Source organism: Acetivibrio sp. MSJd-27, assembly GCF_018918095.1.
Classification (GTDB): domain Bacteria; phylum Bacillota; class Clostridia; order UMGS1840; family HGM11507; genus HGM11507.
Genome location: NZ_JAHLPV010000004.1, coordinates 1 through 21,783, shown reverse-complemented (window position 1 = coordinate 21,783; position 21,783 = coordinate 1). Strand labels below are relative to the sequence as shown.

At 45.1% G+C, this 21,783-nt stretch carries 24 protein-coding genes and 2 tRNA genes; 13 read left to right on the top strand and 13 right to left on the bottom strand.

The window, feature by feature from the left end:
- Positions 1–88: 88 nt before the first annotated feature.
- The 7 genes from KQI32_RS02385 to KQI32_RS02355 form a co-directional block, all read right to left on the bottom strand.
- The gene (locus tag KQI32_RS02385; protein ID WP_216423781.1) at positions 89–544 is read right to left on the bottom strand and encodes an NUDIX pyrophosphatase; all 456 of its coding nucleotides are present in this window, start codon (positions 542–544) and stop codon (positions 89–91) included.
- A 43-nt stretch (positions 545–587) separates the two neighbouring features.
- Entirely contained in the window at positions 588–1,469 is an 882-nt protein-coding gene (gene era, locus KQI32_RS02380; protein WP_216423780.1) for a GTPase Era, read from the bottom strand.
- 17 nt (positions 1,470–1,486) lie between these two features.
- Positions 1,487–3,469: an aminopeptidase gene (locus KQI32_RS02375; RefSeq protein ID WP_216423779.1), complete on the bottom strand. Its 1,983-nt coding sequence runs from the start codon at positions 3,467–3,469 to the stop codon at positions 1,487–1,489.
- Positions 3,470–3,490: 21 nt separating this feature from the next.
- On the bottom strand, positions 3,491–4,150 hold the full coding sequence (locus KQI32_RS02370) for an HD domain-containing protein (RefSeq protein WP_216423778.1): 660 nt from the start codon (positions 4,148–4,150) through the stop codon (positions 3,491–3,493).
- A 21-nt stretch (positions 4,151–4,171) separates the two neighbouring features.
- Entirely contained in the window at positions 4,172–5,530 is a 1,359-nt protein-coding gene (gene scfB / locus KQI32_RS02365; RefSeq protein ID WP_216423777.1) for a thioether cross-link-forming SCIFF peptide maturase, read from the bottom strand.
- A gap of 86 nt (positions 5,531–5,616) precedes the next feature.
- Positions 5,617–6,060, bottom strand: coding sequence for a copper amine oxidase N-terminal domain-containing protein (locus KQI32_RS02360; RefSeq protein WP_216423776.1), 444 nt, complete (start codon positions 6,058–6,060; stop codon positions 5,617–5,619).
- 10 nt (positions 6,061–6,070) lie between these two features.
- Positions 6,071–6,994 (bottom strand): AEC family transporter, encoded by a 924-nt coding sequence (locus tag KQI32_RS02355; RefSeq protein ID WP_177689586.1) that lies wholly within the window; start codon positions 6,992–6,994, stop codon positions 6,071–6,073.
- 510 nt (positions 6,995–7,504) lie between these two features.
- Between KQI32_RS02355 and KQI32_RS02350 the strand changes: the two genes are divergently transcribed.
- Positions 7,505–8,446, top strand: coding sequence for a TIGR01212 family radical SAM protein (locus KQI32_RS02350; protein WP_216423775.1), 942 nt, complete (start codon positions 7,505–7,507; stop codon positions 8,444–8,446).
- A 182-nt stretch (positions 8,447–8,628) separates the two neighbouring features.
- Here KQI32_RS02350 and KQI32_RS02345 read toward each other — a convergent pair whose 3' ends face one another.
- The 4 genes from KQI32_RS02345 to KQI32_RS02330 form a co-directional block, all read right to left on the bottom strand.
- Entirely contained in the window at positions 8,629–8,931 is a 303-nt protein-coding gene (locus KQI32_RS02345; protein WP_177690250.1) for a helix-turn-helix domain-containing protein, read from the bottom strand.
- Positions 8,932–9,129: 198 nt separating this feature from the next.
- Positions 9,130–9,576 carry a C-GCAxxG-C-C family protein gene (locus tag KQI32_RS02340; protein WP_216423774.1) on the bottom strand — a complete coding sequence of 149 codons (447 nt, stop codon included), beginning with the start codon at positions 9,574–9,576 and terminating at the stop codon, positions 9,130–9,132.
- The gene (locus tag KQI32_RS02335) at positions 9,569–9,976 is read right to left on the bottom strand and encodes a transcriptional repressor (protein WP_308167029.1); all 408 of its coding nucleotides are present in this window, start codon (positions 9,974–9,976) and stop codon (positions 9,569–9,571) included. Before KQI32_RS02335 ends, KQI32_RS02340 begins: the two co-directional genes overlap by 8 nt.
- Positions 9,977–9,979: 3 nt before the next feature.
- The gene (locus KQI32_RS02330) at positions 9,980–10,834 is read right to left on the bottom strand and encodes a putative manganese transporter (protein ID WP_216423773.1); all 855 of its coding nucleotides are present in this window, start codon (positions 10,832–10,834) and stop codon (positions 9,980–9,982) included.
- A gap of 361 nt (positions 10,835–11,195) precedes the next feature.
- Between KQI32_RS02330 and KQI32_RS02325 the strand changes: the two genes are divergently transcribed.
- The 10 genes from KQI32_RS02325 to KQI32_RS02280 all read left to right on the top strand — a co-directional run bounded on the left by KQI32_RS02325 (position 11,196) and on the right by KQI32_RS02280 (position 19,635).
- Positions 11,196–12,281, top strand: a complete 1,086-nt coding sequence (locus tag KQI32_RS02325; protein ID WP_177690244.1) for a CdaR family transcriptional regulator — start codon at positions 11,196–11,198, stop codon at positions 12,279–12,281.
- A gap of 16 nt (positions 12,282–12,297) precedes the next feature.
- A complete protein-coding gene (ftsE, locus tag KQI32_RS02320) occupies positions 12,298–12,996 on the top strand; it encodes a cell division ATP-binding protein FtsE (RefSeq protein ID WP_177690242.1) in 699 nt (232 codons plus the stop codon).
- On the top strand, positions 12,974–13,858 hold the full coding sequence (gene ftsX, locus KQI32_RS02315; RefSeq protein WP_177690240.1) for a permease-like cell division protein FtsX: 885 nt from the start codon (positions 12,974–12,976) through the stop codon (positions 13,856–13,858). Before ftsE ends, ftsX begins: the two co-directional genes overlap by 23 nt.
- Before the next feature lie 13 nt (positions 13,859–13,871).
- Positions 13,872–15,029 carry a murein hydrolase activator EnvC gene (locus KQI32_RS02310; RefSeq protein ID WP_216423772.1) on the top strand — a complete coding sequence of 386 codons (1,158 nt, stop codon included), beginning with the start codon at positions 13,872–13,874 and terminating at the stop codon, positions 15,027–15,029.
- A 21-nt stretch (positions 15,030–15,050) separates the two neighbouring features.
- Positions 15,051–16,271 (top strand): S41 family peptidase, encoded by a 1,221-nt coding sequence (locus KQI32_RS02305; protein ID WP_216423771.1) that lies wholly within the window; start codon positions 15,051–15,053, stop codon positions 16,269–16,271.
- A 6-nt stretch (positions 16,272–16,277) separates the two neighbouring features.
- Positions 16,278–17,465: an ROK family transcriptional regulator gene (locus KQI32_RS02300; RefSeq protein WP_177690234.1), complete on the top strand. Its 1,188-nt coding sequence runs from the start codon at positions 16,278–16,280 to the stop codon at positions 17,463–17,465.
- A 3-nt stretch (positions 17,466–17,468) separates the two neighbouring features.
- Positions 17,469–18,326: a 4-(cytidine 5'-diphospho)-2-C-methyl-D-erythritol kinase gene (ispE, locus tag KQI32_RS02295; RefSeq protein WP_177690232.1), complete on the top strand. Its 858-nt coding sequence runs from the start codon at positions 17,469–17,471 to the stop codon at positions 18,324–18,326.
- 110 nt (positions 18,327–18,436) lie between these two features.
- Complete coding sequence (locus KQI32_RS02290; protein WP_216423770.1) at positions 18,437–19,018, top strand: stage II sporulation protein R; 582 nt, start codon at positions 18,437–18,439, stop codon at positions 19,016–19,018.
- 461 nt (positions 19,019–19,479) lie between these two features.
- Positions 19,480–19,556 (top strand) — tRNA-Met (locus KQI32_RS02285).
- Positions 19,557–19,559: 3 nt separating this feature from the next.
- A tRNA-Val gene (locus KQI32_RS02280) sits at positions 19,560–19,635 on the top strand.
- A 90-nt stretch (positions 19,636–19,725) separates the two neighbouring features.
- On the opposite strand, the gene KQI32_RS02275 is transcribed toward KQI32_RS02280, so the two are convergent.
- A complete protein-coding gene (locus KQI32_RS02275; RefSeq protein ID WP_216423769.1) occupies positions 19,726–19,977 on the bottom strand; it encodes a hypothetical protein in 252 nt (83 codons plus the stop codon).
- A gap of 119 nt (positions 19,978–20,096) precedes the next feature.
- Between KQI32_RS02275 and KQI32_RS02270 the strand changes: the two genes are divergently transcribed.
- Positions 20,097–20,339 carry a helix-turn-helix transcriptional regulator gene (locus KQI32_RS02270; protein ID WP_216423885.1) on the top strand — a complete coding sequence of 81 codons (243 nt, stop codon included), beginning with the start codon at positions 20,097–20,099 and terminating at the stop codon, positions 20,337–20,339.
- Between the two features lie 354 nt (positions 20,340–20,693).
- Here KQI32_RS02270 and KQI32_RS02265 read toward each other — a convergent pair whose 3' ends face one another.
- On the bottom strand, positions 20,694–21,119 hold the full coding sequence (locus KQI32_RS02265) for an NAD(P)H-dependent oxidoreductase subunit E (RefSeq protein ID WP_177691296.1): 426 nt from the start codon (positions 21,117–21,119) through the stop codon (positions 20,694–20,696).
- Positions 21,120–21,408: 289 nt separating this feature from the next.
- On the opposite strand from KQI32_RS02265, the gene KQI32_RS02260 reads away from it, so the two are divergent.
- Positions 21,409–21,783, top strand: a 375-nt coding sequence (locus KQI32_RS02260) for a transposase (protein ID WP_216423768.1), incomplete at its 3' end; no start/stop codon positions are given.

Below are 21,783 nucleotides of genomic sequence, written 5' to 3'. Positions count from 1 at the left end.
CTCATTTTTAACCTTCGTTACAGAACTTCCTTTTTCGAAGTCTGCTTTTTGTTTATTATTAAGCATTAGATGAAGCGTCGAAAAGATATTATTGTTCAGTGAGGCTAATCACATCCAGTTTACAGTTAAGTTCATATAAAGCTGTTCGATTAGAATCCCATTTAAGCTTTTCTTTTGCTTCTTTATATGGTAACCAGGCATATTCCATATGTTCATGTGACAGAACAATGTTTTTACTACATTTAAATGCAAAAGTATATTCCGGTATGACGTAAATGTCCTTGTCCCAATGATACAAATACCGGCTTGGAAAAATGTTTACAGGAATGTGGCATATTGACTGAAGCGGGATAATGTCATCTGCCGTGATCCCGGTTTCCTCAAATATCTCCCGTTTTTCGGCTTCAATAGGCATTTCGTTATCCTCACCGCCTCCGGCGACAAACTGCCATTGTCCGCAGTCTGAACGGCGAAATACACAGAATAGCGAATCGCCTTGTATCACTTTGTATGGAATGGCGAGTATCTGATATGGTGCTCTCATATTTCCTCCGCTTTCCTTTTATTTAGTATTCCGTTCCACAATTTTAATGTTCCGAGAATCCGAAATTCCGCAGAAGTGTGTTGTTGTCACGCCATCCTTCTTTGATTTTTACCCAGAGATCCAAATGCACTTTTTTCTCCATCAGTTTTTCAATTTCCTGCCGGGAAGCGGTTCCGATCTTTTTCAAAAGTTCACCGTTTTTCCCGATAACAATTCCCTTATGGCTTGCCTTTTCACAGTAGATGATCGCATGGATCACCAATAAATTGGAGGTTTCCTTCAGCTGGGAAATCTCGATGGCGATCCCGTGAGGAACTTCCTTTTCCAGTGACCAGAGCAGCTTTTCGCGGATAATCTCCGCCATTCTCTGGCGGATTGGAGAATCGGTGACCATATCCTCCGGGAAGAACATGGGACCCTCCTGCATATATTTCTGAATTTCTTCTTTCAAAACCGGAATTCCATCCCGTTTCCGAGCGCTGATCGGAATGATTGCATCAAAATCAAATTCCTTGGCGTACATCTGGATAATCTCCAATATTTTTTCCTTTGGAATGGTGTCGATCTTATTGATAACCAATATCGCCGGAATTCCCATTGTTTTGAGCGATGCAATCAGCTTTTGCTCCGCATGCCCGACATTTGCCACCGGCTCGATCACCAGAAGCACCACGTCGGTGTCCGCCATAGCGTCGGCTGCCTGAGCGTTCATATAATCCCCCAAACGGGTTTTCGCCTTGTGAATACCGGGAGTATCCGTAAAAACAATCTGGCACTCTTTTTCATTCAGCACACCCATAATGCGGTAACGGGTAGTCTGAGGCTTATTGGAGACAATCGCAATCTTCTCGCCGATCAGGCTGTTCACCAGGGTTGACTTTCCCGCATTGGTGCGCCCGACGACACTCACAAATCCACTTTTCATTTATCGTCCGCCTTTATTCAGGATTCCAGAAAGGCTTTATAGCCTTTGTAAGCCATATATACATCAAATTTCGAGGTCACTTCAAAGGGGGAATGCATGGACAGAACCGGAACACCGCAGTCGATGACGTCCAGCCCCAGATTTGCCACATACTGCGCAATGGTGCCGCCGCCCCCCTCGTCTGTTTTGCCCAGTTCACCGACCTGCCACATGACATTGCCTGTTTCAAAAATATTCCGGATCTGGGCAGTGAATTCCGCGTTGGCTTCGGAGGAACCGGATTTGCCCCGCGCTCCGGTATAGCGCATAATGGCAATGCCCCCGTTTAAGAACACGCTGTTATTCTTCTCAAACACCTCCGGGAAATTGGGGTCGTATCCCGCGCATACATCGGCAGATACACAGCGGGAATTCGAGAGGACATCCCGCATTTTGCAGTTGAGCTTGTCTGCGATCTCCTCCAGACTATGTTCCAAAAAGCGGGATTCCATCCCAGTGTTGCCCATGGAGCCGACTTCTTCCCGATCCGCAAGCAGCAATACTTGGGTGGAAGCGCTGTCCTTGGAATCTAAAATGGCCTTTAACCCGGTGTAGGCGCAGACTCTGTCATCCTGTCCATATCCGCCGACCAGGCTTTCATCCAGCCCCACGCTGCGGAATCCGAAAGCGGGAACTAAGGTCATGTCCGCGGAGATCAGATCCGCTTCGGTAATTTTATATTTCTTATTCAGAAGATACATAAAGTGATATTTGATTTTTTCTTTGACATCCTCCACATCCATGGGAATCGTAGCGCCGATTGCGTTCAGCTGTTCCGCATGGATCCCTTCCGAGAGCTTCTTGCCCATCTGCGTGTTGGCAAGATGGGGCAGCAGATCGGTAATGGTAAAGATCGGATCCTCCGGCTCCTCTCCGATACAGATATCAATCTTTTTGCCGTTTTTCAGCACAACCGTACCATACAGGCACAAGGGCATGGCGGGCCATTGATATTTTTTGATGCCGCCGTAATAATGCGTTTTCAAGAACAGAAACCCGTCCTGCTCAAACAGGGGGATGGGCTTGAAGTCCAGCTTCGGGGAATCCACGTGGGCGCCCACCAGATTAACCCCGTTTTTCAGAGAACCGCTGCCGACCTTTATGGCAATCAGCGCTCTGTCACGGTTGAGAATATAAACTTTATCCCCCGGTTTCAGATCTCCCTTTCGGTTGAACGCTTTAAAGCCCTCCGCCTCCAACGCGTGGACTGCCTTTTTGACAAAAGTGCGCTCGGTTTTCGCGCGATCCAGAAAGCCTAAATATCCGTCGCTGAATTCAAAAATTTTTTTCTTTTCAGTTGGGGATGGCTTATCGTAACCCTTTTCCCGCTGGAACAGTAATTTTTCATTTTTTTTCACTGCCATTTGTAAATCCTCCTTGAGAAGTGTTTCATAAATAGATTTCGTCTTTTTTCTGAGTTCGGCAAGGGACCCGCTGTTTTCGAGCACCATGCCGGCATATTTTTTGAAATAAGCGTCCGTCCGCTGCGCATTCAGACGGTTCTCCGCGTCTGCGGCTTTTAGACTGTCCCGTTTTTTCAGCCGTTCTATCAATTTATTATGTGTACTTGTCACCAAAATTATATCGGATACCAGCTTTTTTAGCTCCGTTTCCAAAAGAACCGGCGCGTCCAGCAGAATAATTCCATCCCGGATGGATTCTATTCGCTTTAAAACCTGTTTTTCAATCTGCGGATGGGTTACCGCGTTTAATTTTTTCAGAGCCTCCGGCTCTTGGAACACCAGTTTGCCTAATTTCTTTCGGTTCAGACTCCCATCCGGCTGAAGGTATTTCGTTCCGAACGTTTCTTCAATCTGGCGCAGAGCCGCGCTTCCCGGCTCCACGATCTCTCTTGCAATCAAATCGCAGTTTATAACATGTGCCCCGCACTCTTCCAGTATACGGCTGACGGTGGTTTTTCCCGAGCCGCTTTTCCCGATGATTCCGATTATTTTTTTCATAGAAACTGTCCTTTTATCTTTTCACAGCAATCGCTGGCGGTTAATCACCAAGCCAAATTTAAAACCAAAATACTCCGCCGCCTTTTTGCACATCAGCATCCGCCCCAGAAAGATCTCAAAGTACTCCATAACGGAGGATACGTGAACGTCAACCTTCAGCTTCAGGCTGACATCCTTGGAAACCAAATCCAGAATCAGTTTGGAATCGGTGACAGCATAATTAACCCGGTCGTGAATATCCGTGGTGATATTTCCGAGATCCCGGATGCGTGTGCGGCGTACATCCGATTTATCCGCAAGAATCAATGCCGCGCTGACAGGAGAAATGGGAAGTCCAGTAGCTTCATCGTGATTTCCTACAGCGCCCGCAATCATCGCCAAATCCGCCGGCGGCATTCCGCGTTCCTTCAACAGGGTAAACGCCAGTATTGCGCCGTTATGGGCATGATCCACGCGGTTGATCATGTTGCCGATATCATGGATATAGCCCGCCATTTTCGCCAGCTCCACCATATGCTCGTCATATCCCAGCGTTGTCAGGATATTGCCGGCATCCAAAGCTACTTTCTTCACATGAGCGAAGCTGTGTTCGGTATATCCGATTTCAGAAAGAAATTCGTCGCTCTTTTTGATGTATTCCTGGATTTCGGGATCCTTTTCTATCTGATCAAACGTGAGCATTCTTTCACCCTCTTTGTTTTGTCATTCTGCAAGCAGCGCCTGAATTGCAATCGCGCATTCCACACGTTTTTTCTCCAGTTCACAGCCGATTTTATAGGGTTGATCCATACCGCCCGCAATCAGGCAGGAGTTCGCATGACAGCCGCCGCTGCAGTAAAATTTGGCGAAACATTCGCCGCAGTCTTTTTTTGTATAGACATTGGAATTGATAAAAGTTCGCTTGATGGCCTCATCCATTGTGCCATCAAACACAGAACCCATCTTGTATCCCTCCTCGCCGGCAAAACGGTGACATGGATAGATATCCCCTGTCGGTGTGACAGCCACATATTCACTGCCCGCGCCGCATCCGGAGATTCGCTTGATCACGCAGGGGCCTTGCTCCAAGTCAATCATAAAGTGGAAAAAGTTGAAGGGATTTCCCTCTTTCCTGCGCTTGACGTATTCCAGCGCCAGCTTTTCATACTCCTGTTTCAGCTGTTCCAGATGCTCCTCCCGGATGGCGAGAGGATGCCCTTCCTTCAAAACAACCGGCTCCATAGAGGTCTGGAAAAAACCCTCGTCGGCAATGTGAAGAATATCCTTGGTGAAATCCAGGTTATGGGCGGTAAATGTCCCCCGGACATAATAATTATCCTGGTTGCGCAACTTCGCAAGTTTTTTATATTTGTCAATGATTTTGTCATAACTGCCGCTTTTTTGCGTGTCGGGACGCAGATAGTCATTGACCTCTTTTGTGCCATCCAGAGACAGGACAATGTTTGACATATTCTCATTGAGATATTCCATGATATCGTCATCCAGCAGCATCCCATTGGTGGTCAGGGTAAAGCGGAAGGTTTTGCCGTACTCCTTCTCCTTGCTTCTGGCATAGGAAACAATATCCTTCACCACATCGAAGTTCATCAGCGGCTCGCCGCCAAAGAAATCCACCTCGATATTCTTCCGGTTCCGTGACTTTTCCAGCACGAAGTCGATGGCTTTGAAGCCTACCTCCCTGGACATCATGCTCCGCTCCCCGTGAAAGGTGCCCGTCTCCGCAAAACAATAGCGGCATCTTAAGTTGCAGTCGTGACAGATATGCAGGCACAGCGCTTTAACCGGCGGATCCAGGCGGAAATTTTTCACCTTCTGCGGATCGATCAAATCCTCCGAGAACAGAAGCCCCTCTTTCTGAAGCGATTTTAGTTCGTCAAAACACTCCTCCACCGCTTCCCCGGAATACTCCGAGAACGCTTTTTTTATCTCCTCTGTAGGCGTATCCATGGCAGCGATATCAAAATCCAGGAGGCTGTAACTCAAATCATCCAGAAGATGTACACTGCCGCTGTTTACATCCAGAACAATATTCTGATCAAATAGTTTATATTTATGTATCATGTCAAATATTCCTCTTTTCTTTCATAACATAAGAAATTGCGCGAAGCTGCGCACAATTGTGCGCAATTATGTTTTTTCTCATCCATTTATTTTAAGGTAATCAAAACGCTTGCTGTTTCGCTGTCCCATTTGACCTCGGCTCCCATCACCTCCGCAATCGCGCGCAGAGGGATATAGGTTCGTGAATCCTGCAGGACCGGAGCCACATCCAAATCCCGGTATCGGATCGTGTTGTCCTGCTCTATAAAAAAGCGTAGATCGCCGATTCGGAAAAAGGCTTTCATCTCATCGTTTCTCAAATAGATTGTCCGGGTGTCGTCGTGATAGGAAACGTCAAAGCGAAAAATATAGAACATTTCCCGCAAGGGGATCATGGTTCTGTTATTTATCAGCATAGGCTCATTCTCCGAGAATGTAATCGGCTCACCGTTCACATAGACTTTGGGAACAGAATCCTCTGTATAAACCGGATACATGCAGCAAAACGCCGTGATAAGAATCAAAATGCCGATGCTCTTTATTCGTTTCATGAAATCACCTCTAAATCAACAGATTTACCAGCGGAATGGTAAAGATAGACAGAACAGAAGACCAAACCACAATATTCGCCGCCTCATCCGAAGGGGCCCCGTAGGTCTCCGCAAACAACACAATGTTCACCGCCACCGGATTCGCCATAAGAATAACCGGCACATACAGGGAAGGCCCGGAACATCCAAATGCTTTGAGCAAAAGCAGCAGACCGATTGGTATCAGCAGAAGACGGAACAGGCAAATGAAAAACACCTTCCAGTTCTTCCAGTCAAAAGCCCTTTCACGGGCAATAATCATCCCCGTCATCAAAAGCGCCATCGGTGTTGTAGTCGCCGCAATAACATGGATGGATTGATCCAAAAACATCGGCATACGGATGGGCAGCAACATCAGCGCTATCCCAACAAACAGGGATAGAAACGGCGGCGAAAGCACATCCTTCCAGCTGACGTGTGAGACCGCTTCATCGGCTCCTGCCCGCTTTATCACGTAAGTTCCCACAGTCACCGTCAGAACAAACAGCCCTATATTGAAGATAGAAGCATAGAACAGAGATTCTTTGCCATAGAGATTCTCCAAAATCGGATAGCCCGTGTATGCAAAATTGCAGAACATAAAACTGTATTCGATGAGCCGCCGCTTTTTTCTGTCCTTTTCGACCAATGGGGCAGTCAGCTTTGCAAGACCCCAGCAGGCAAAGGTGATTGCAACTCCAGTCAGAATCAGCGGAAGAGACGATGCAAACTCGGCAAATCCGATGTCAAACTGCATGGAACTGATGATAGTGCAGGGGAGCGCAATATAAAACAGGTAATTGGAAAGTCCTTTTGGAAAGTCCGAATCCACAAGTTTCTTCCGGTAGAGAAAAATACCGAGAAACAGTGGAATAAACAATGCCAATATCACCTGCAGGTTGTTTAAGTAGGTCAAAACTTCTTCATCCTTTTTTGAGTATCATTGTTTATTGTATCATTTTCAGAATTAAATTGCAATTGATATGGATGATTTGTTATAATAAGCATAGAGCGTCGAGCCCAGTATGCCCCGCTTTACGTAGTTGAAACGTTTTTTCAGGAAGAACAAAGCGTAGAGAACTTTGTGCATTGCACGCTGTTCTCTGCACTTCAATAAGGGCTTGCCCCGTCATTCAACGAGGACAAGGGCACTGCATAGCAGTGCCGCGATCAGCGGGAGATTGTACTCCCGCTGATCGCGGATATGGAACCCGCCGCCTTAAGCATTAGAGAATCGAACACAATATGGTTTCCACAGGCAAATTTCCCGCAATCCTACGTCAAAATGCTCGTCAATCCGTCAGCCTTGCAAGACCGACAATCCGAAAAGGCGAAAGTTTAACAAGTGCAGGGCATATAGGGTTCGATTCTCTAATGCTTAAGAGGCGGGGGACATCTTGCCCGCAGTTATAAAAGGAAGAGAAAAATGTATTATAAATATTCCGATTATTTAAAAGAAAAATATGATGAAAAGGTATATAAGATTCCGGTAAATTTGCCGGTGAGCTGTCCCAACCGGGATGGGACCTGCGGTCAGGGCGGCTGTATCTACTGCGGCGGATCCGGCGCGGATTTCGAGATGCTCAGCCCGTCCCTGTCCGTCTCAGAACAGCTGGAGAAAAATATCGCATACATCGGCCCCAAATATAAGGCGCGGAAATTCATCGCCTATTTTCAGAATTACTCCAACACCTATCTGCCGCCGGAGAATTTCCAGTCGGCATTGGAGGAAGCCGCACAGCACAGAGGGATCGTGGGGATCACAGTCTCTACCCGTCCGGATTGTATCAGCGACGCCTACTTAAACATCGCCCGGGAAATACAAGAGACCTATCCAATCGACCTTGTTGTTGAAATGGGATTGCAGACCGCCAATTATAAAACCTTGTCCTTGATGAACCGCGGGCATACTCTGGCGGAGTTCATCGACGCAGTTCTCCGCGTCAAAGCCTTCCATCTGCAAGCTGGCGCACATGTAATGCTGGGACTGCCCTGGGACACAGAGGAAGATGTGCGGGAAACCGCAAAAATTTTGTCCGCCCTTCAAGTGGACAACGTAAAGCTTCATGCCCTCTATATTCTCAGGAACACCCAGCTGGCCGATTGGTATCGGAACAAAAATTTCACTTTAAAGACGAAGGAACAGTTTGTGGAGGAAGCAATTCTGTTTTTACGGTACTTAAGCCCGGACATTCCGGTACAGCGGCTGTTGGGACGAGCGCCGGAGGAGGAAACCGTATTTTGTAACTGGGGGAACAGCTGGCGAAAAATACATGATGAGATTGTGGACCGTATGACGGAGAAAAACATAAAGCAGGGTGATTTATGTGATTATCTCGGCGGAAAAGCAGTTCGGAGATTTCTGTAAAACCTTGATGTGTATATCCAAATAACAAAAACAGTGCCGAGAAGAGTCCATTTGCTCTCTAGACACTGTTTCGAAATACAATGTACAAGGTGGAAGATAGAAAATTTCACATTTTAAATCACTTTGGTTTCATCCATGCCACATACCTATATTGTTAATTCTTCTATTTTCGTTTGTTGCTTTTATTTCCCGTTCTCTTCTTTTTGCTGTTCGAAATAGTGAATTAGATTTAAAACCAGTTCTTTTTCAGTTGCATTCAATTTATCAATTTTCAAGATCTCTTCCGTATCGATGCCCAATAAATAATCAGTGGTAACATGAAAATAACGAGCCAAGGCGGCCAGATATTGTGCGGTCGGATAGGCTGTTCCCGCTTCCCACGAACAGATTGATGTTCTGGAAACATGCAAAATTTCAGCCAGTTTCTTTTGACTGATATTATTCCGATTTCTTAATTGCCCAATTCTTTCACCCAATATAAACATATCTTCACCTCTTGTGTTCATTATAATATGCAGAATACGATATTTACTTATCATTATATGTACATATTTCTTGACACATTCAGTGAAATGTTATATACTGTAAAAGCACTCTTATAAACAACCAGTCACTGGCTTGTAAAAGCGGCAATGTTTCTGTTTTCAGACAACATTGCCGCTTTTGTGATCGTTTATATGGTTTTATTCATATAATTCTTTTTCCAGAATCCTAACTGCGGATTTCACCATTTCCGAACAAGGCCGCTTGCGGTAGTACTCTGCCGTCCGGACAGCGGGGGTCGGATCGTCCTTTTTATGTTCCAAACCCAAAAGCTCCCTGCAAACGATAGAACCGTTTTCCTCGCGGAATGCTTCCGCCAGCCGCTGAATCAGAGCATAATGCTCCTTTTTTTCCTGCTGCGCTTTGGGATCGTCATATCCCCGTTCCAAACCGGCAATCATGAACATACCGCTGACGGCGCCGCAAACCTCCCGCAAACGCCCCATTCCCCCGCCGAAGGAGGAGGCCAGGCGGAGAATATCCTCCGTTTGCATGCCCAGTTCCTCCGCAAAAGCTCCTATCACTGCCTGACAGCAATTATAGCCTTCCCGAAACAGCTTCTCTGCCTGCTGTGCTTTTTCACTCATGTTGTTCTTCCTCCTTCTTTTTGATACAGCTCGGACAAATTCCGATAAACTCCAGATTGTGTCCTGTGATCTGATATCCGGTCTTTTGTTCCAATTGTTTTGCCATCTGCTCAATGGGACAGGCATCAATCAAAACAGCTCGTTTGCATATACTGCATTTCAAATGATGCCCGTGGCGAGGAGAGTTCAGCTGATAATAAGCCTTACCATCCTGGCTCGCATTTTTCAGAACAATTCCCATATCCGAAAGGGTGGACAGTGTGCGGTAGATGGTTGACAGATTCACTTCTTCCGCCCGTTTATAGATATCCTCTGCAGTCATCGGGGAACTGCTCTTTTCCAGCAGTTCGATGACTGTCCTGCGCTGTTTTGTCATGCGAAGTTCTTCCGGTCTGTTCACACCTTACACCCCCAATATCTGCAGAAGCATTCCGGCCAAAACGCCGACAATATACAATATCAGAAGGATCTTAAAGTTCTCTTTCGGATTCCGGTTTACCTTAAACAAAACCGCCAGTCCCACACCGGCCCCCGTGCAAAGCCCGGCCACCGCAGATCCAAAGCTGATGCTGCCCGCCAGATACAGCTCGGTCAGCACCACAGAGGCCGCACAGTTGGGGATGAACCCCAGAACACCGGCAAGCAGCGGCTGCAGAAAGCTGTTAGACATCAGAATAACCGAAAGGTTCTCCTCTCCGATCACAGCGATCAGTAAATTGAGCAGAAAAGAAAACATCAGAATAAAGAGAAAAATCTGCACCGTATGTTTTATAGCAGGCTTTAAAATGCCATGATCGCAACCACAATGTTCGCAAAGATGGTGAAGGTTTTCTTCGCCAGCCTCCGGCCTTGCATCAATGAAACGTCTCCCCACAGCATCAATCAGAAAACCAACAGGGATTGCAATCAGCAGCTTCACCAGCAGGAGCTGAAGGATGACACCTGCGCGATCCGGATTCGCAAGCAAAACGGGGATCGCCTCGTCCGAGGTGGAAAGAAAAATGGCAATTAAAGTGCCGGCGCTGATCAGTCTTCCGGCATAGAGATTGGAAGCCATAACGGAAAAACCGCATTGGGGCAGACACCCCAGAACAGCGCCCCCGACTGGTCCATATTTTCCTGACCGAAGAACTGCCTGCAATTTTTTGGAAGATTTGTGTTCCAAATATTCGATCAGCAGATATGCGGCAAACAGGAAGGGAAGCATCTTAAGCGAGTCAATAACCGCATCTTTCAAAACGTCTATGAATAGTTCCATTGTATCTTCTCCTTTGTTGCGAATAATTTGCATTTGCAATTATATATGGTTTTCTTCTCCCTGTCAAGTAAATTTTTTCAACTAATATCCTTATTTTCCCTAAATCCAGTGTACATATTATGACAAAATACACATATTCATCGTCTTTTTTTGTGCAAAACCTTGAAAAAAAGGTAGAAAAGATATATAATAAGGTATAAATACATAATGGTGATTTATGTATTTTTCGACTTACTTTGCTTTTTCAAAAGGATAGGATAAAGGTCTGGTTTTCCAATCCGGCAATAGACGGACTTCCTGTACAAGCCAGACCGGAAAAAAGAATAAAATGCCGGGGTACAGCGGCGGAATGGGTGAAAATATGTCACAGAATTTATTTAAGAACTTGATTTATCAGTACAAGGGGCTGATTGACGATTGCTTCGGCATTATCGGCGATGATTTTCATGTCGCAACCTGTTCGGATGACAGTCTGAACAATGACGATTTCAGCTATTTGGAGGACATGATCGATGAGAACGATAATGTGATTTATGACCGGGGTTTTGCCTTTAAGCCTGTTTTCGTGCGGGGCAAAGTGGAATTCATCCTATTTATTCAGAATACGGAGCCAAACAGTGTTAAGCTTCTGAATATCCTGAGCATTGCATTTTTGAATATCAAACAGCTGCAGGAGGAGAAGGTCAACAAGGCCAATTATATCAAACTTCTGCTGCAGGACAGCGTGCTTCCTTCCGATATATACGTGAAGGCAAAAGAGCTCAAAATCGCGACCGATATCGAGCGGGTTGTATATGTCATAAAGGTTGATGCAGATTATGGCGAGGCGGTTTACGATATTATGGTCACACTGTTCCCTCAGAAGAACAAGGACTTTATCGTCAGTCTGGACGAGCAGACTATTGTGCTCGTAAAAGAACTGAAATCCACAGATGACAATGCAACCATCAACAAAATTGCGGAGCTGATTAAAAACACAATCAATGCGGATGCATTCGCCCCGGCGAAGATCGGCGTTGGTTCCGAAGTGCAGACAGTCCGGGAAATCGCAACCTCCTTCCGCGAGGCAAAGATAGCAATTGAAGTGGGCAAGGTATTTGAAAATGAAAAGGATATCATAAATTACGAAAACCTGGGGATTGGCCGCCTGATTTATCAGCTGCCTACCACCCTGTGCAAAAAGTTTTTGGATGAGGTATTTAAAAAAGGTTCTCTGGAACATCTGGACAATGACACCATCTTCACGATCCAAAAATTCTTTGAAAACAGCCTCAACATCTCCGAAACCGCCAGAAAACTCTATGTTCACAGAAATACACTGGTGTATCGGCTGGATAAGATTCAGAAAAACACCGGTCTGGATCTGAGGCACTTCGATGATGCAATCATCTTCAAAATCGCAATGATGGTCAAGAAATACCTTTCTGCAAACGTCATTAAAATGTAATCGGGGGTATCTTACCTTGATTGAATTTAGAAATGTCTCAAAATATTATGAAAATACATCGACAGATGCGATTAAAAACATCAGTCTGAAAATTAGAAACGGTGAGTTCGTCTTTATTGTAGGCCAGTCGGGTGCGGGGAAGTCCACCCTCACCAAGCTGATGATCGCGGAACAAAAGCCAACCTCCGGCGAGGTTTTGATCAACGGCTATAAAGTACATGAATTGAAACGGAAGGAAATCCCTTACTTCCGGCGCGGAATCGGCATGGTGTTTCAGGATTTCCGCCTGTTAGAAAATAAAACGGTGTATGAAAATGTAGCCTTCGCCATGCAGATCGTGGGAGCGACCAGCCGTCAGGTTCGCAGGAAGGTACCGGAGGTGCTCTCCAGTGTTGGCCTTGCGGCAAAGGCAAAAAGCTATCCCGGTCAGCTCTCCGGCGGGGAACAGCAGAGGGTTGCGGTCGCGAGAGCCCTGGTGAATAACCCGTCTGTGATTATCGCGGACGAGCCTACCGGAAATTTGGATCCAACCATCTCAAAAGAAATTTTGCAAATGCTGGCTGAAATCAACAAAAATGGTACAACTGTCATCGTAGTCACCCATGACAAGGAACTTGTAAACACCTTGCAAAAAAGGGTTGTTGCCTTGGACGCAGGTCAGATTGTCAGCGATGAGGAAAGGAGTGGTTATATTGAAACTGCATTCCTTTCATAATTTTCTAAAGGATGCGCTGCGCAACGTCACGCTCAACAAAATTTTGACGTTAGCAACCGTTATCACTCTGGCGGCAGGCCTGTTTCTCTTTGGATTTGCTACCGCCATCACACTGAATGTATTCTCCATCACGGACAAGCTGGAGAATGATTTCAAAATTGCAGTCTATATCGATGAAAAGTATCCAACTGAAAACATCAGCCGGATCAAGGATGAGATCGCAAAGCTTCCCAATGTCTCAGAGGTTGCTTTTGTGCCGAAGGATCAGGCGTTTGAGGACTTCAAGGAAACGTTCGGTGAAACGGATATACTGGAGGGAATTGACAACGGCAGTATCCTTAGGGATTCTTACCAGTTGACCTTGACTGATTTAAGCCTTGCGCCCCAGCTGGTTCCAGAGCTGCAGAAAATTGACGGCATTGTAAAAGTAGTGACCATGGACGATACCATGAACACCTTTTTAGATGTTACGAAAAAATTGCAGATGGGGACGATTATTGTCAGTCTGATTCTCGGACTGCTGTCCGTTCTGATTATTACAAATACCATTAACCTGTCTATTTTTAACCGCAGAAAACAAATTAATATCATGAAATATGTAGGAGCTACCGACTGGTATATCCGCTGGCCCTTTGTGATCGAGGGTGCCGTCATCGGACTGATTGCCGCCTTGATATCCTTTGCGGGCGTTTACTTCCTGTATGATGCTATCATCGGCTCCGCTACCAGTTTTAACAATACACTGGGTTTGGTGGACAAGCAGCAGATGATACTGCCCATTGTGCTGGTAATCTTTGCGGCCGGAATTCTTCTGGGGGTTCTCGGCAGCCTGATATCCGTCCGGAAGCACTTGAAAGTTTAGGAGGTTCGATACGATGAAATACTGGGCAAAAGCGGTCAGCCTGTCCTTGGCTGTCAGTATGACCACCCTGTCCTTCTTCTCCGCGTTTGCAGCGGATTACGATTCTCAGAAAAAAGAACAGAACCAAATTATAGAGGACAGTCAGACAAAAAAAGAGCAAATTCAGAAATCCTTGGATAAAATTATAGAAAATATCACAGCAACCTCCAACCAGCTTTCTGCGGCAGAGGATGAGCTGAATAAGGTCAACGATTCGCTCACAAAAAACCAAGCGGCTTTAAAGGAAGCTCAGGAGAAGGAACAGCAGCAAACGGAATCCCTGCGAAAAAGGCTGCGCGCGATCTATGAGGATGGCTCGCTTTCTTATTTTAATATCCTAATGTCTTCCGAATCCATCTTTGATTTTTTCTATAAGATAGAAATTATTAAGGAAATCACTGAATATGATAACAACCTTTTAAATACAATAAAGAGTACCCGTGCGGAAATTGAGGACAAACAGCAGCAAATCGAAGCCGATAAAACCGCCGCGGAGGAAAAGAAAGCGGTTGTAGCCTCCAAAAAGCAAGAACTGGATGCGCAGTCTCAGGAGAAAAAAGACTTAATTAACAAAGAAAATGAAAATATTGAAGCCGCCAAAGCCCGCCTTGCCAAGATTGAAGCCGAGGAGGAGCAGACCCGCAGAGAGATTGCCGCCCGGGAAGCCGAGGAGCGGAGAAAGGCGGAGGAGGCTGCGAAAAAGAACGGCACCGTCTATACGCCTGTCGTCTATAATGCCAGCGGAATGATATGGCCGGTTCCCTCCTGTCATATTGTCACGTCAGAATATAAGATGCGAGTCCATCCGGTCACTGGACAGTATAAATTACATACGGGAATGGATATCGGCTGCGGAACCGGTTCTACAGTGGTCGCCGCACAGGCGGGAACCGTGATTAAAGCAAGCTACAATACCGCTTATGGAAATCATGTGGTGATTAGCCACGGAAACGGCGTTTCCACCCTGTATGCTCACAATTCCAGCCTGTTGGTCAGCGTAGGGCAGACAGTAAAACAAGGGCAAACCATTGCCAGATCCGGAAATACCGGATATTCCACCGGCCCCCATATGCATTTTGAAGTTCTAATAAACGGGAATCCGGTGAACCCGAGGGGCTATGTAAGCCCGTAATAAGTTAGGAGATGACAGCATTTGCTGAACGAAGAAAATAACGAAATTTCGCAGGAACAATCACACAGAGGAAAAGGACAGAAGCTATTGTTTCGAATAGCTTCTGTTATTCTAATTTTTGCAATCGGCTTTCTGGCTGGGAATTTCATTGAGATTATGCCTGGTGAAGGAATGGATATCTCCCTTCTGAATAAGCTGAAAAACCGGATTGACCAAAATTATTATAAGGAATATGACTTTAATAAAGTGCAGGATATGACCCTTGCTGGTATGGTGGCCGGGCTCAACGATCCATATTCCTACTATCTCCCTGAAATTGCGCAGGAGGATTTTGATGAGAGCGTCACCGGCAGTTATGTCGGCATCGGCGTTACCATCTCTCCCGACGAGAAGGATTACAGCATCAAAGTCGTTTCTCCTATGGATGGTTCGCCTGCGGCCAAAGCAGGCATCCAGGCGGGAGATAAAATTGTAAAAATCAACGGCGAGGATTATACCTATGAGCGTATTGAGGACGCATTAAAGCTGATGCGCGGCAAAGCGGGAGAAAAAGTTTCCCTGGAGATTGCCCGGGAGGGCATGGATGATTTCACCGTAGAGGTAGAAAAGGCAAAAATTGAAACCCCCAGTGTGGAGGCAAAAATCATTGACGACAATATCGCCTATGTTCGGATTTCCAGGTTTGATATGACCACCTATGACGACATGCTCAAAGCACTGAATGAAATTGAGATCACAGGCACTAACGCTATGATTATGGATCTGCGGAATAACGGCGGCGGCGTTGTGGACATTGCGGCGGATATCGCCGACTCCTTCCTGGAGGAGGGCAACATCGTCACCTTAAAGTGCAAAAACCAGCCGGATAAATCCTACGATGCAAAAAAAGGTGTTTTGAACGTAAAGACCCCGATTGTTGTCCTGGTAAATAGTTCCTCCGCATCCGCCAGTGAAATTCTGTCTGCAGCGCTTCAGGAAAACGGGAAGGCTGTACTGGTAGGTGAAAAAACCTATGGCAAAGGTGTGGTAAACCAAAAATTCAAACTGACGGACAAAACAAGTGTTGTGCTGACAGTAGGCGAATATTTTACTCCCACTGGAAAAAATATACACGGTGTAGGGATTGAGCCGGATATTCCGGTTGAGATGTCCAAAGAGCTGAAAGCAAAGATAACAACCCTTCCGGTCAATGAAGATGTGCAGCTGCTGGAAGCGATAAATCAAGTAAAAAAAGTGAGGTAGAGCCCCATGCAGATAGGCAGTTTCTCTCTGATTAAAGAACTGAATACATCGGTGATACTCAACACCATCCGGGACAACAAAAGCATTTCACGCGCCGAGATTGCAAAGATTACCGGCCTGACCCCCGCTACTGTGACCAATATCACCGGTGAACTGATTTTGAAGCACCTGATCGTGGAAACCACTCTGGGAAAATCCAGCGGTGGAAGAAAGCCGGTAATGCTGGAGCTGAATACAAAAGGTTTTAACACCGTCGGCGTATTTATTGGCTCCAAATATATTGATATCTCCATTTCCGACCTGGGCGCGAATATTATTGACACCACTTTTTCTGAGATCAATGATTCCATGACGTCGGAGGAAGTGATTGCAAAGGTCATCGGAGGTATCAAAAAGGTCATGAAAAAGGCCAACAAAAAAATTCTCGGCATCGGTGTAGGCGTCCACGGTTTGGTGCGTTCCAAAGAGGGCGTGTCCGTTCTTGCCCCGAATCTGGGCTGGGAAAATGTGCGGATCAAGGATCTGCTGGAAAGCGAGTTTAAACTGCCCGTTTTTGTGGACAATGATGTGAAAACCATGACTCTGGGTGAAAAATGGTTTGGCGCCGGACGGGATGCCGATGACTTTGTCATGCTGTACACCGGTTACGGAATTGGTGCCTCGCTGGTTACCAACGGTCAAATCTACCGGGGCGCGCTGAATTACGCCTGTGAGATTGGGCATACCACCATTGAGGCAGAAGGTCCTCTGTGCTCCTGCGGGAACAGAGGCTGTTTCCAAATGCTCGCCTCCGAATTCGCCCTTCTGCAGCAAATCAAAGAAAACGGATATGACAAAAAGTACTTTGACGGTGAAAAAATCGACGTGGAGGAAGTCATTGACAAGGCTCTCGCCGGCAATGAGGATTTGATGGCACTCTTGAAAAAACAGGCGTATTACATAGGGGTAGGCCTGGCAAATATCATTAATACCTTCAATCCCTCTATGATTATCCTAAACGGCTTTATCATCAAAACCGGCGGAATTCTTATGCCGGAGATTTTAAAACAGGTTCAGCTCCGGAGTCTGAAATATATGCAGAGCGAAGTCAATATTATTTTCTCTCCCCTGGGAAGAGACGCAGTGTTTAAAGGTGCCGTTTCCTTGGTGCTCTCCGGCATTTTTGAAAATCCATGGCATTTCTTCGGGGAGTAGCATATGTCCAAACAGGAAGTACGAATCAAAACACGCGCAAAAATCAATCTGACGCTGGATATTGTAGGGAAATTGCCAAACGGTTATCATGAACTGCGCATGATCATGCATTCCCTGAATATCTACGACGAAATCTATATAAAGCCCAATGGCACCAAAAACTGTACCGTTCAGTCGAATCTGAAATATCTTCCTTGTGACGGACGGAATATTGTCATAAAATCCATACAGACGTTTTATGAGGCTTCCGGCCTTTCGCCGGAAGGTTTTGATGTCCGGATCAAAAAAGTGATTCCCGTAGCCGCTGGGCTGGCTGGGGGAAGCTCCAACGCGGCGGGTACTCTTTTATTTCTGAACAACCGGTATGAGCAGTTTTTTTCGGAGGAGCAGCTGCTGCAAGTGGGAAAATCCATCGGCGCCGACGTTCCGTACTGCATTTTGGGCGGTACATGTCTCGCAGAGGGAATCGGAGAAAAGCTGAGTCCGCTTCCATCGCCGCCCCGATGCCACTTCGTTGTGGCCAAGCCGGCAAACCGGGGGGTCTCCACCAAAGAAATTTTTTCTATGGTGGACGTATCGAAAATTCAGCTTCACCCGGATACCAAAGGGATGATCCAGGCTCTTAAAGACGGTGACTTACAAGGAATTGCCAGAAGGCTGTATAATGTAATGGAACCATATACCCTGCAGAAATCGCCGGACGTGGAAAGCTTTAAAAACGCGATGCTGGAAAACGGTGCGCTGGGTTCCATCATGAGCGGCAGCGGCAATGCGGTGTTCGGAATTTTCGAAACATTGGATAAGGCACGCAAAGCAGCCGCCTTTTTGAGAAGATGGAGCAAGCAGGTTTTTTATGTATAGCATCCTGTTTTTTCTTTGAAAGCCCTTCTTTTTTCATCGCTTAAAATTTTATGTATAAACCTCCTTTTTTTGGTCAATGCTTATGACAGAAGAATAAGGAGGTTTTTCGTATGAAAAGAATCATTGCATCTATCTTACTTGGTTTGTTGTTTACCGGCTGTTTTTCTTTAATCAGCGTATACAGTCAAAACGAAGCACTGTGCGATAAATTTGTGCGGGTACATATTATTGCGCATTCAAATAGCCCTTACGATCAGCATATGAAGTATATCGTGAGGGATGAAATATTCCGTGCTTATGAGGCGTCCTTTTCTAAACTACATTCCAAAAGAGAAACGCTTCATTTCTTGGAGGAGAATCTTTCCGATATCGAATCACTTGCCAATCGAACACTTGCAGCCAATGGATACAATAACCGCGCCTCCGCCTCTATCTCCCGCGGAACGTTTCCGCAGAAGAACTATGAAAATTTCACTCTTCCGGCAGGAGATTATGACGCTTTAAAAATTGTTATCGGATCGGGGGAGGGAATGAACTTTTTTTGTGTGATGTTTCCGCCGCTGTGCGTATCGCCCAGCATGGATACCGACATAAAAATAAATGACGTACTCACCGAAAATGAGGTGGAGGAAATCTCGGAAACAAAGCCTGTTTTCAAATTCAAACTGTTGGAATGGCTGAACCGCACATAGAATTATGCCGGGCGCCTTGAAAGACCAGAAATTTCAAAAGATAAAAATTCAGCAATTGCAGGGCATAGTGGTTTCGACTCTCTAATGCTTAAGCATAGAACGCCGTATCCGAACCCGCAGCAACCAACCAAAAACGGAATTTTTCTGTGTTGTCGGGCTTGGCATACGTCGGTATGCCCGCACCCTTTCGCCTTGAAAACTTCTCGTTTTATGATTGCTTTCGGTTTGCAATTTTTTTGATTCGATTTTTTGGCAGGGCGAGGAAAAAGCACAGGGTATACTGGCGTATGCGCGAGCATTTTGACGATGTCATGGCGGAAAAGCGTTCAAAAAACGGGTTCGTATACGGTGCTCTATGCTTAAAACAACGAAATTTAACAAAAAGTTTAAAAAAAATTCAAAAATGTGTTGACAAGCTGTCCAATTTCTATTATAATGAATCTTGTTTTCACAAACAATGTGGCGGTATAGCTCAGTTGGCTAGAGCATGCGGTTCATACCCGCAGTGTCGATGGTTCAAATCCATTTACCGCTACCATTCGGGCGCATAGCTCAGCTGGGAGAGCATCTGCCTTACAAGCAGAGGGTCATAGGTTCGAGCCCTATTGTGCCCACCACATATCCATAGATTGACGGTTTTCGTAAGAAGTGGCTTCGAAAACCGTTTTTCTTTTTGCCTGAAAATCTTTACTTTCACAACAGGATGATTATCCTAATATTTTATTTATTCTTCTTATTTTATATAATGCTAATAACGCAAACTCTTCCAAGTTGTTTTTCTTAAATTCTTTCCATAATTCTTCCCATCTTTCTAGATTTGCTGGTTTTTCGCCTAAGATAATTTTGATTTTTTCATCGTTTATTACAATCCAATTTAACGTATCCCATTGATGCTCAGTCAATTCTTTTAAATATTGTCTGTATTCTTCCATTTTTTCTTTAGAAACATTATTACTCATGAAATACACCTCTTTATTATATCTCGTTTGGAATTTATACATTCCCATTATATCGCCTTTAAAAGGTAAAATCAAGAATAATGTAATGATTTTATTCCAAAAATAAGAAGGGTGATAGAATATCTCAGAAAATCAAACAGGATATTTCCATTGGAAAGAATCTAAAACGGTTGAGAAAAAGATGGGGGTATACACAGGAACAAGTTGTGGCTAAATTACAGGTAAAAGGCCTTTCTGTAAGCAGAGAAATGCTCTCTCAAATGGAAAACGGAAAATATAACATAAGAGTTAGTATTCTTCTTGCATTAAAGGACATCTATAAATGCTCTACAGAAGATTTTTTTAATGATCTACAAGGCTGACGATTGAGGCTGGAGAATCGCATATAAAAATTTCTTCTTTTCAAAAGCACAAGCCGTCTTTGTTCTATTTTCGGAACATGCAATTCATACGATTCGGCGCAATTTTCTGTGTTCAATAAGGGCTTGTCCCGTCATCCAACGAGGACAAGAACACTGCTTGGCAGTGCCGCAGTCAGCAGGAGATTGCACTCCCGCTGACTGCGGATATGAACCCCGCCGCCTTAAGAGGCGGCGGACATCTTGCCCACAGTTATAAAAATAGGGCGATGTATAGTCACCACCCTTATTGTAACAACATCTATATAATGTTTTTTATTTGACAGAAGTATATGGATTTGGATTTCTGCCGCTTTCTTATTGCAGACGCTTTAGAATTTCTTCCATCCGTGCATGCTCCAGCAAGACTCCATCCACTTTTATGTTCGGAGATGTGGCGCAGTGATGCATACACATTTGCGTTTTTACTTCAATTTCTCCTTTTTGGACACCGGGCAGCTGTTTCAGTTCCCGAAGCAGTCTCTGAGCCCCTTTATTTCCGCATCTAGGGCCGTTACACACTGTGATAATATGTTTTGACGCCTGCTCCTTCAAACTTGGGTACAGCTTGATATAGGCCTGTACAACGGTTACCTTTACTCCAAACAACTCAGCTATCTTTTGCTGAAACTCTTTAGGAATACATCCGAGAACCGCTTGAATTTCCCTAAGACAGGCGATGAGTTCCTCCTGATTTCCGTTTTTTTCTTTATAATAGTCAAATATTGCTTGAATTTCCTGCATACAATCACGTATAATTAAACCATCTCGAAAGGGGTGGTTTTAATTATATCTCCTTTCTTAAAGTTTTTGATTATATTTGCAGGAGTAGCTACCTGCGATATAATAAAGACAAGCACTGTGGATTTGTAGCTATATTATTACAGCTTAGACTGGTTCGAGGTGACTCAAACCACAGTGGTTTGTCTGAAATGGTAATCAGTTCGTTAACGCTTTGACGTTTTTATTTGCGTGAATACAGGGACAAGCCGTCTGTGGAAAACAGCAGTGCAGAAAGGTAAAGGAGGAAACCATGTATTACATTGGAATCGACATTTCTAAATTCAAACACGATTGTGCTGTAATTGATGACGTTGGTGATGTTGTCACTCCCTCGTGGTCATTTGCAAATGACCACGAGGGCTTTTTGCAGTTCAAAGCATTATTAGACTCTCTTGGCTCAGAAACAAGAATAGGGCTTGAATCCACCGGTCATTACGGTACGAACCTTAAACTCTTTCTTGAATCGTGTAGCACCACATTCATGGAGTTTAATCCGCTATTAATCAATCGCTTCATTAAGAGTAAATCTCTTAGAAAAACCAAAACAGATGCGATTGACTGCGAAATGATAGCCCGTTATCTGATGACGGTAGAGTACAAGCCCTATCCACCATCATTTTACCAC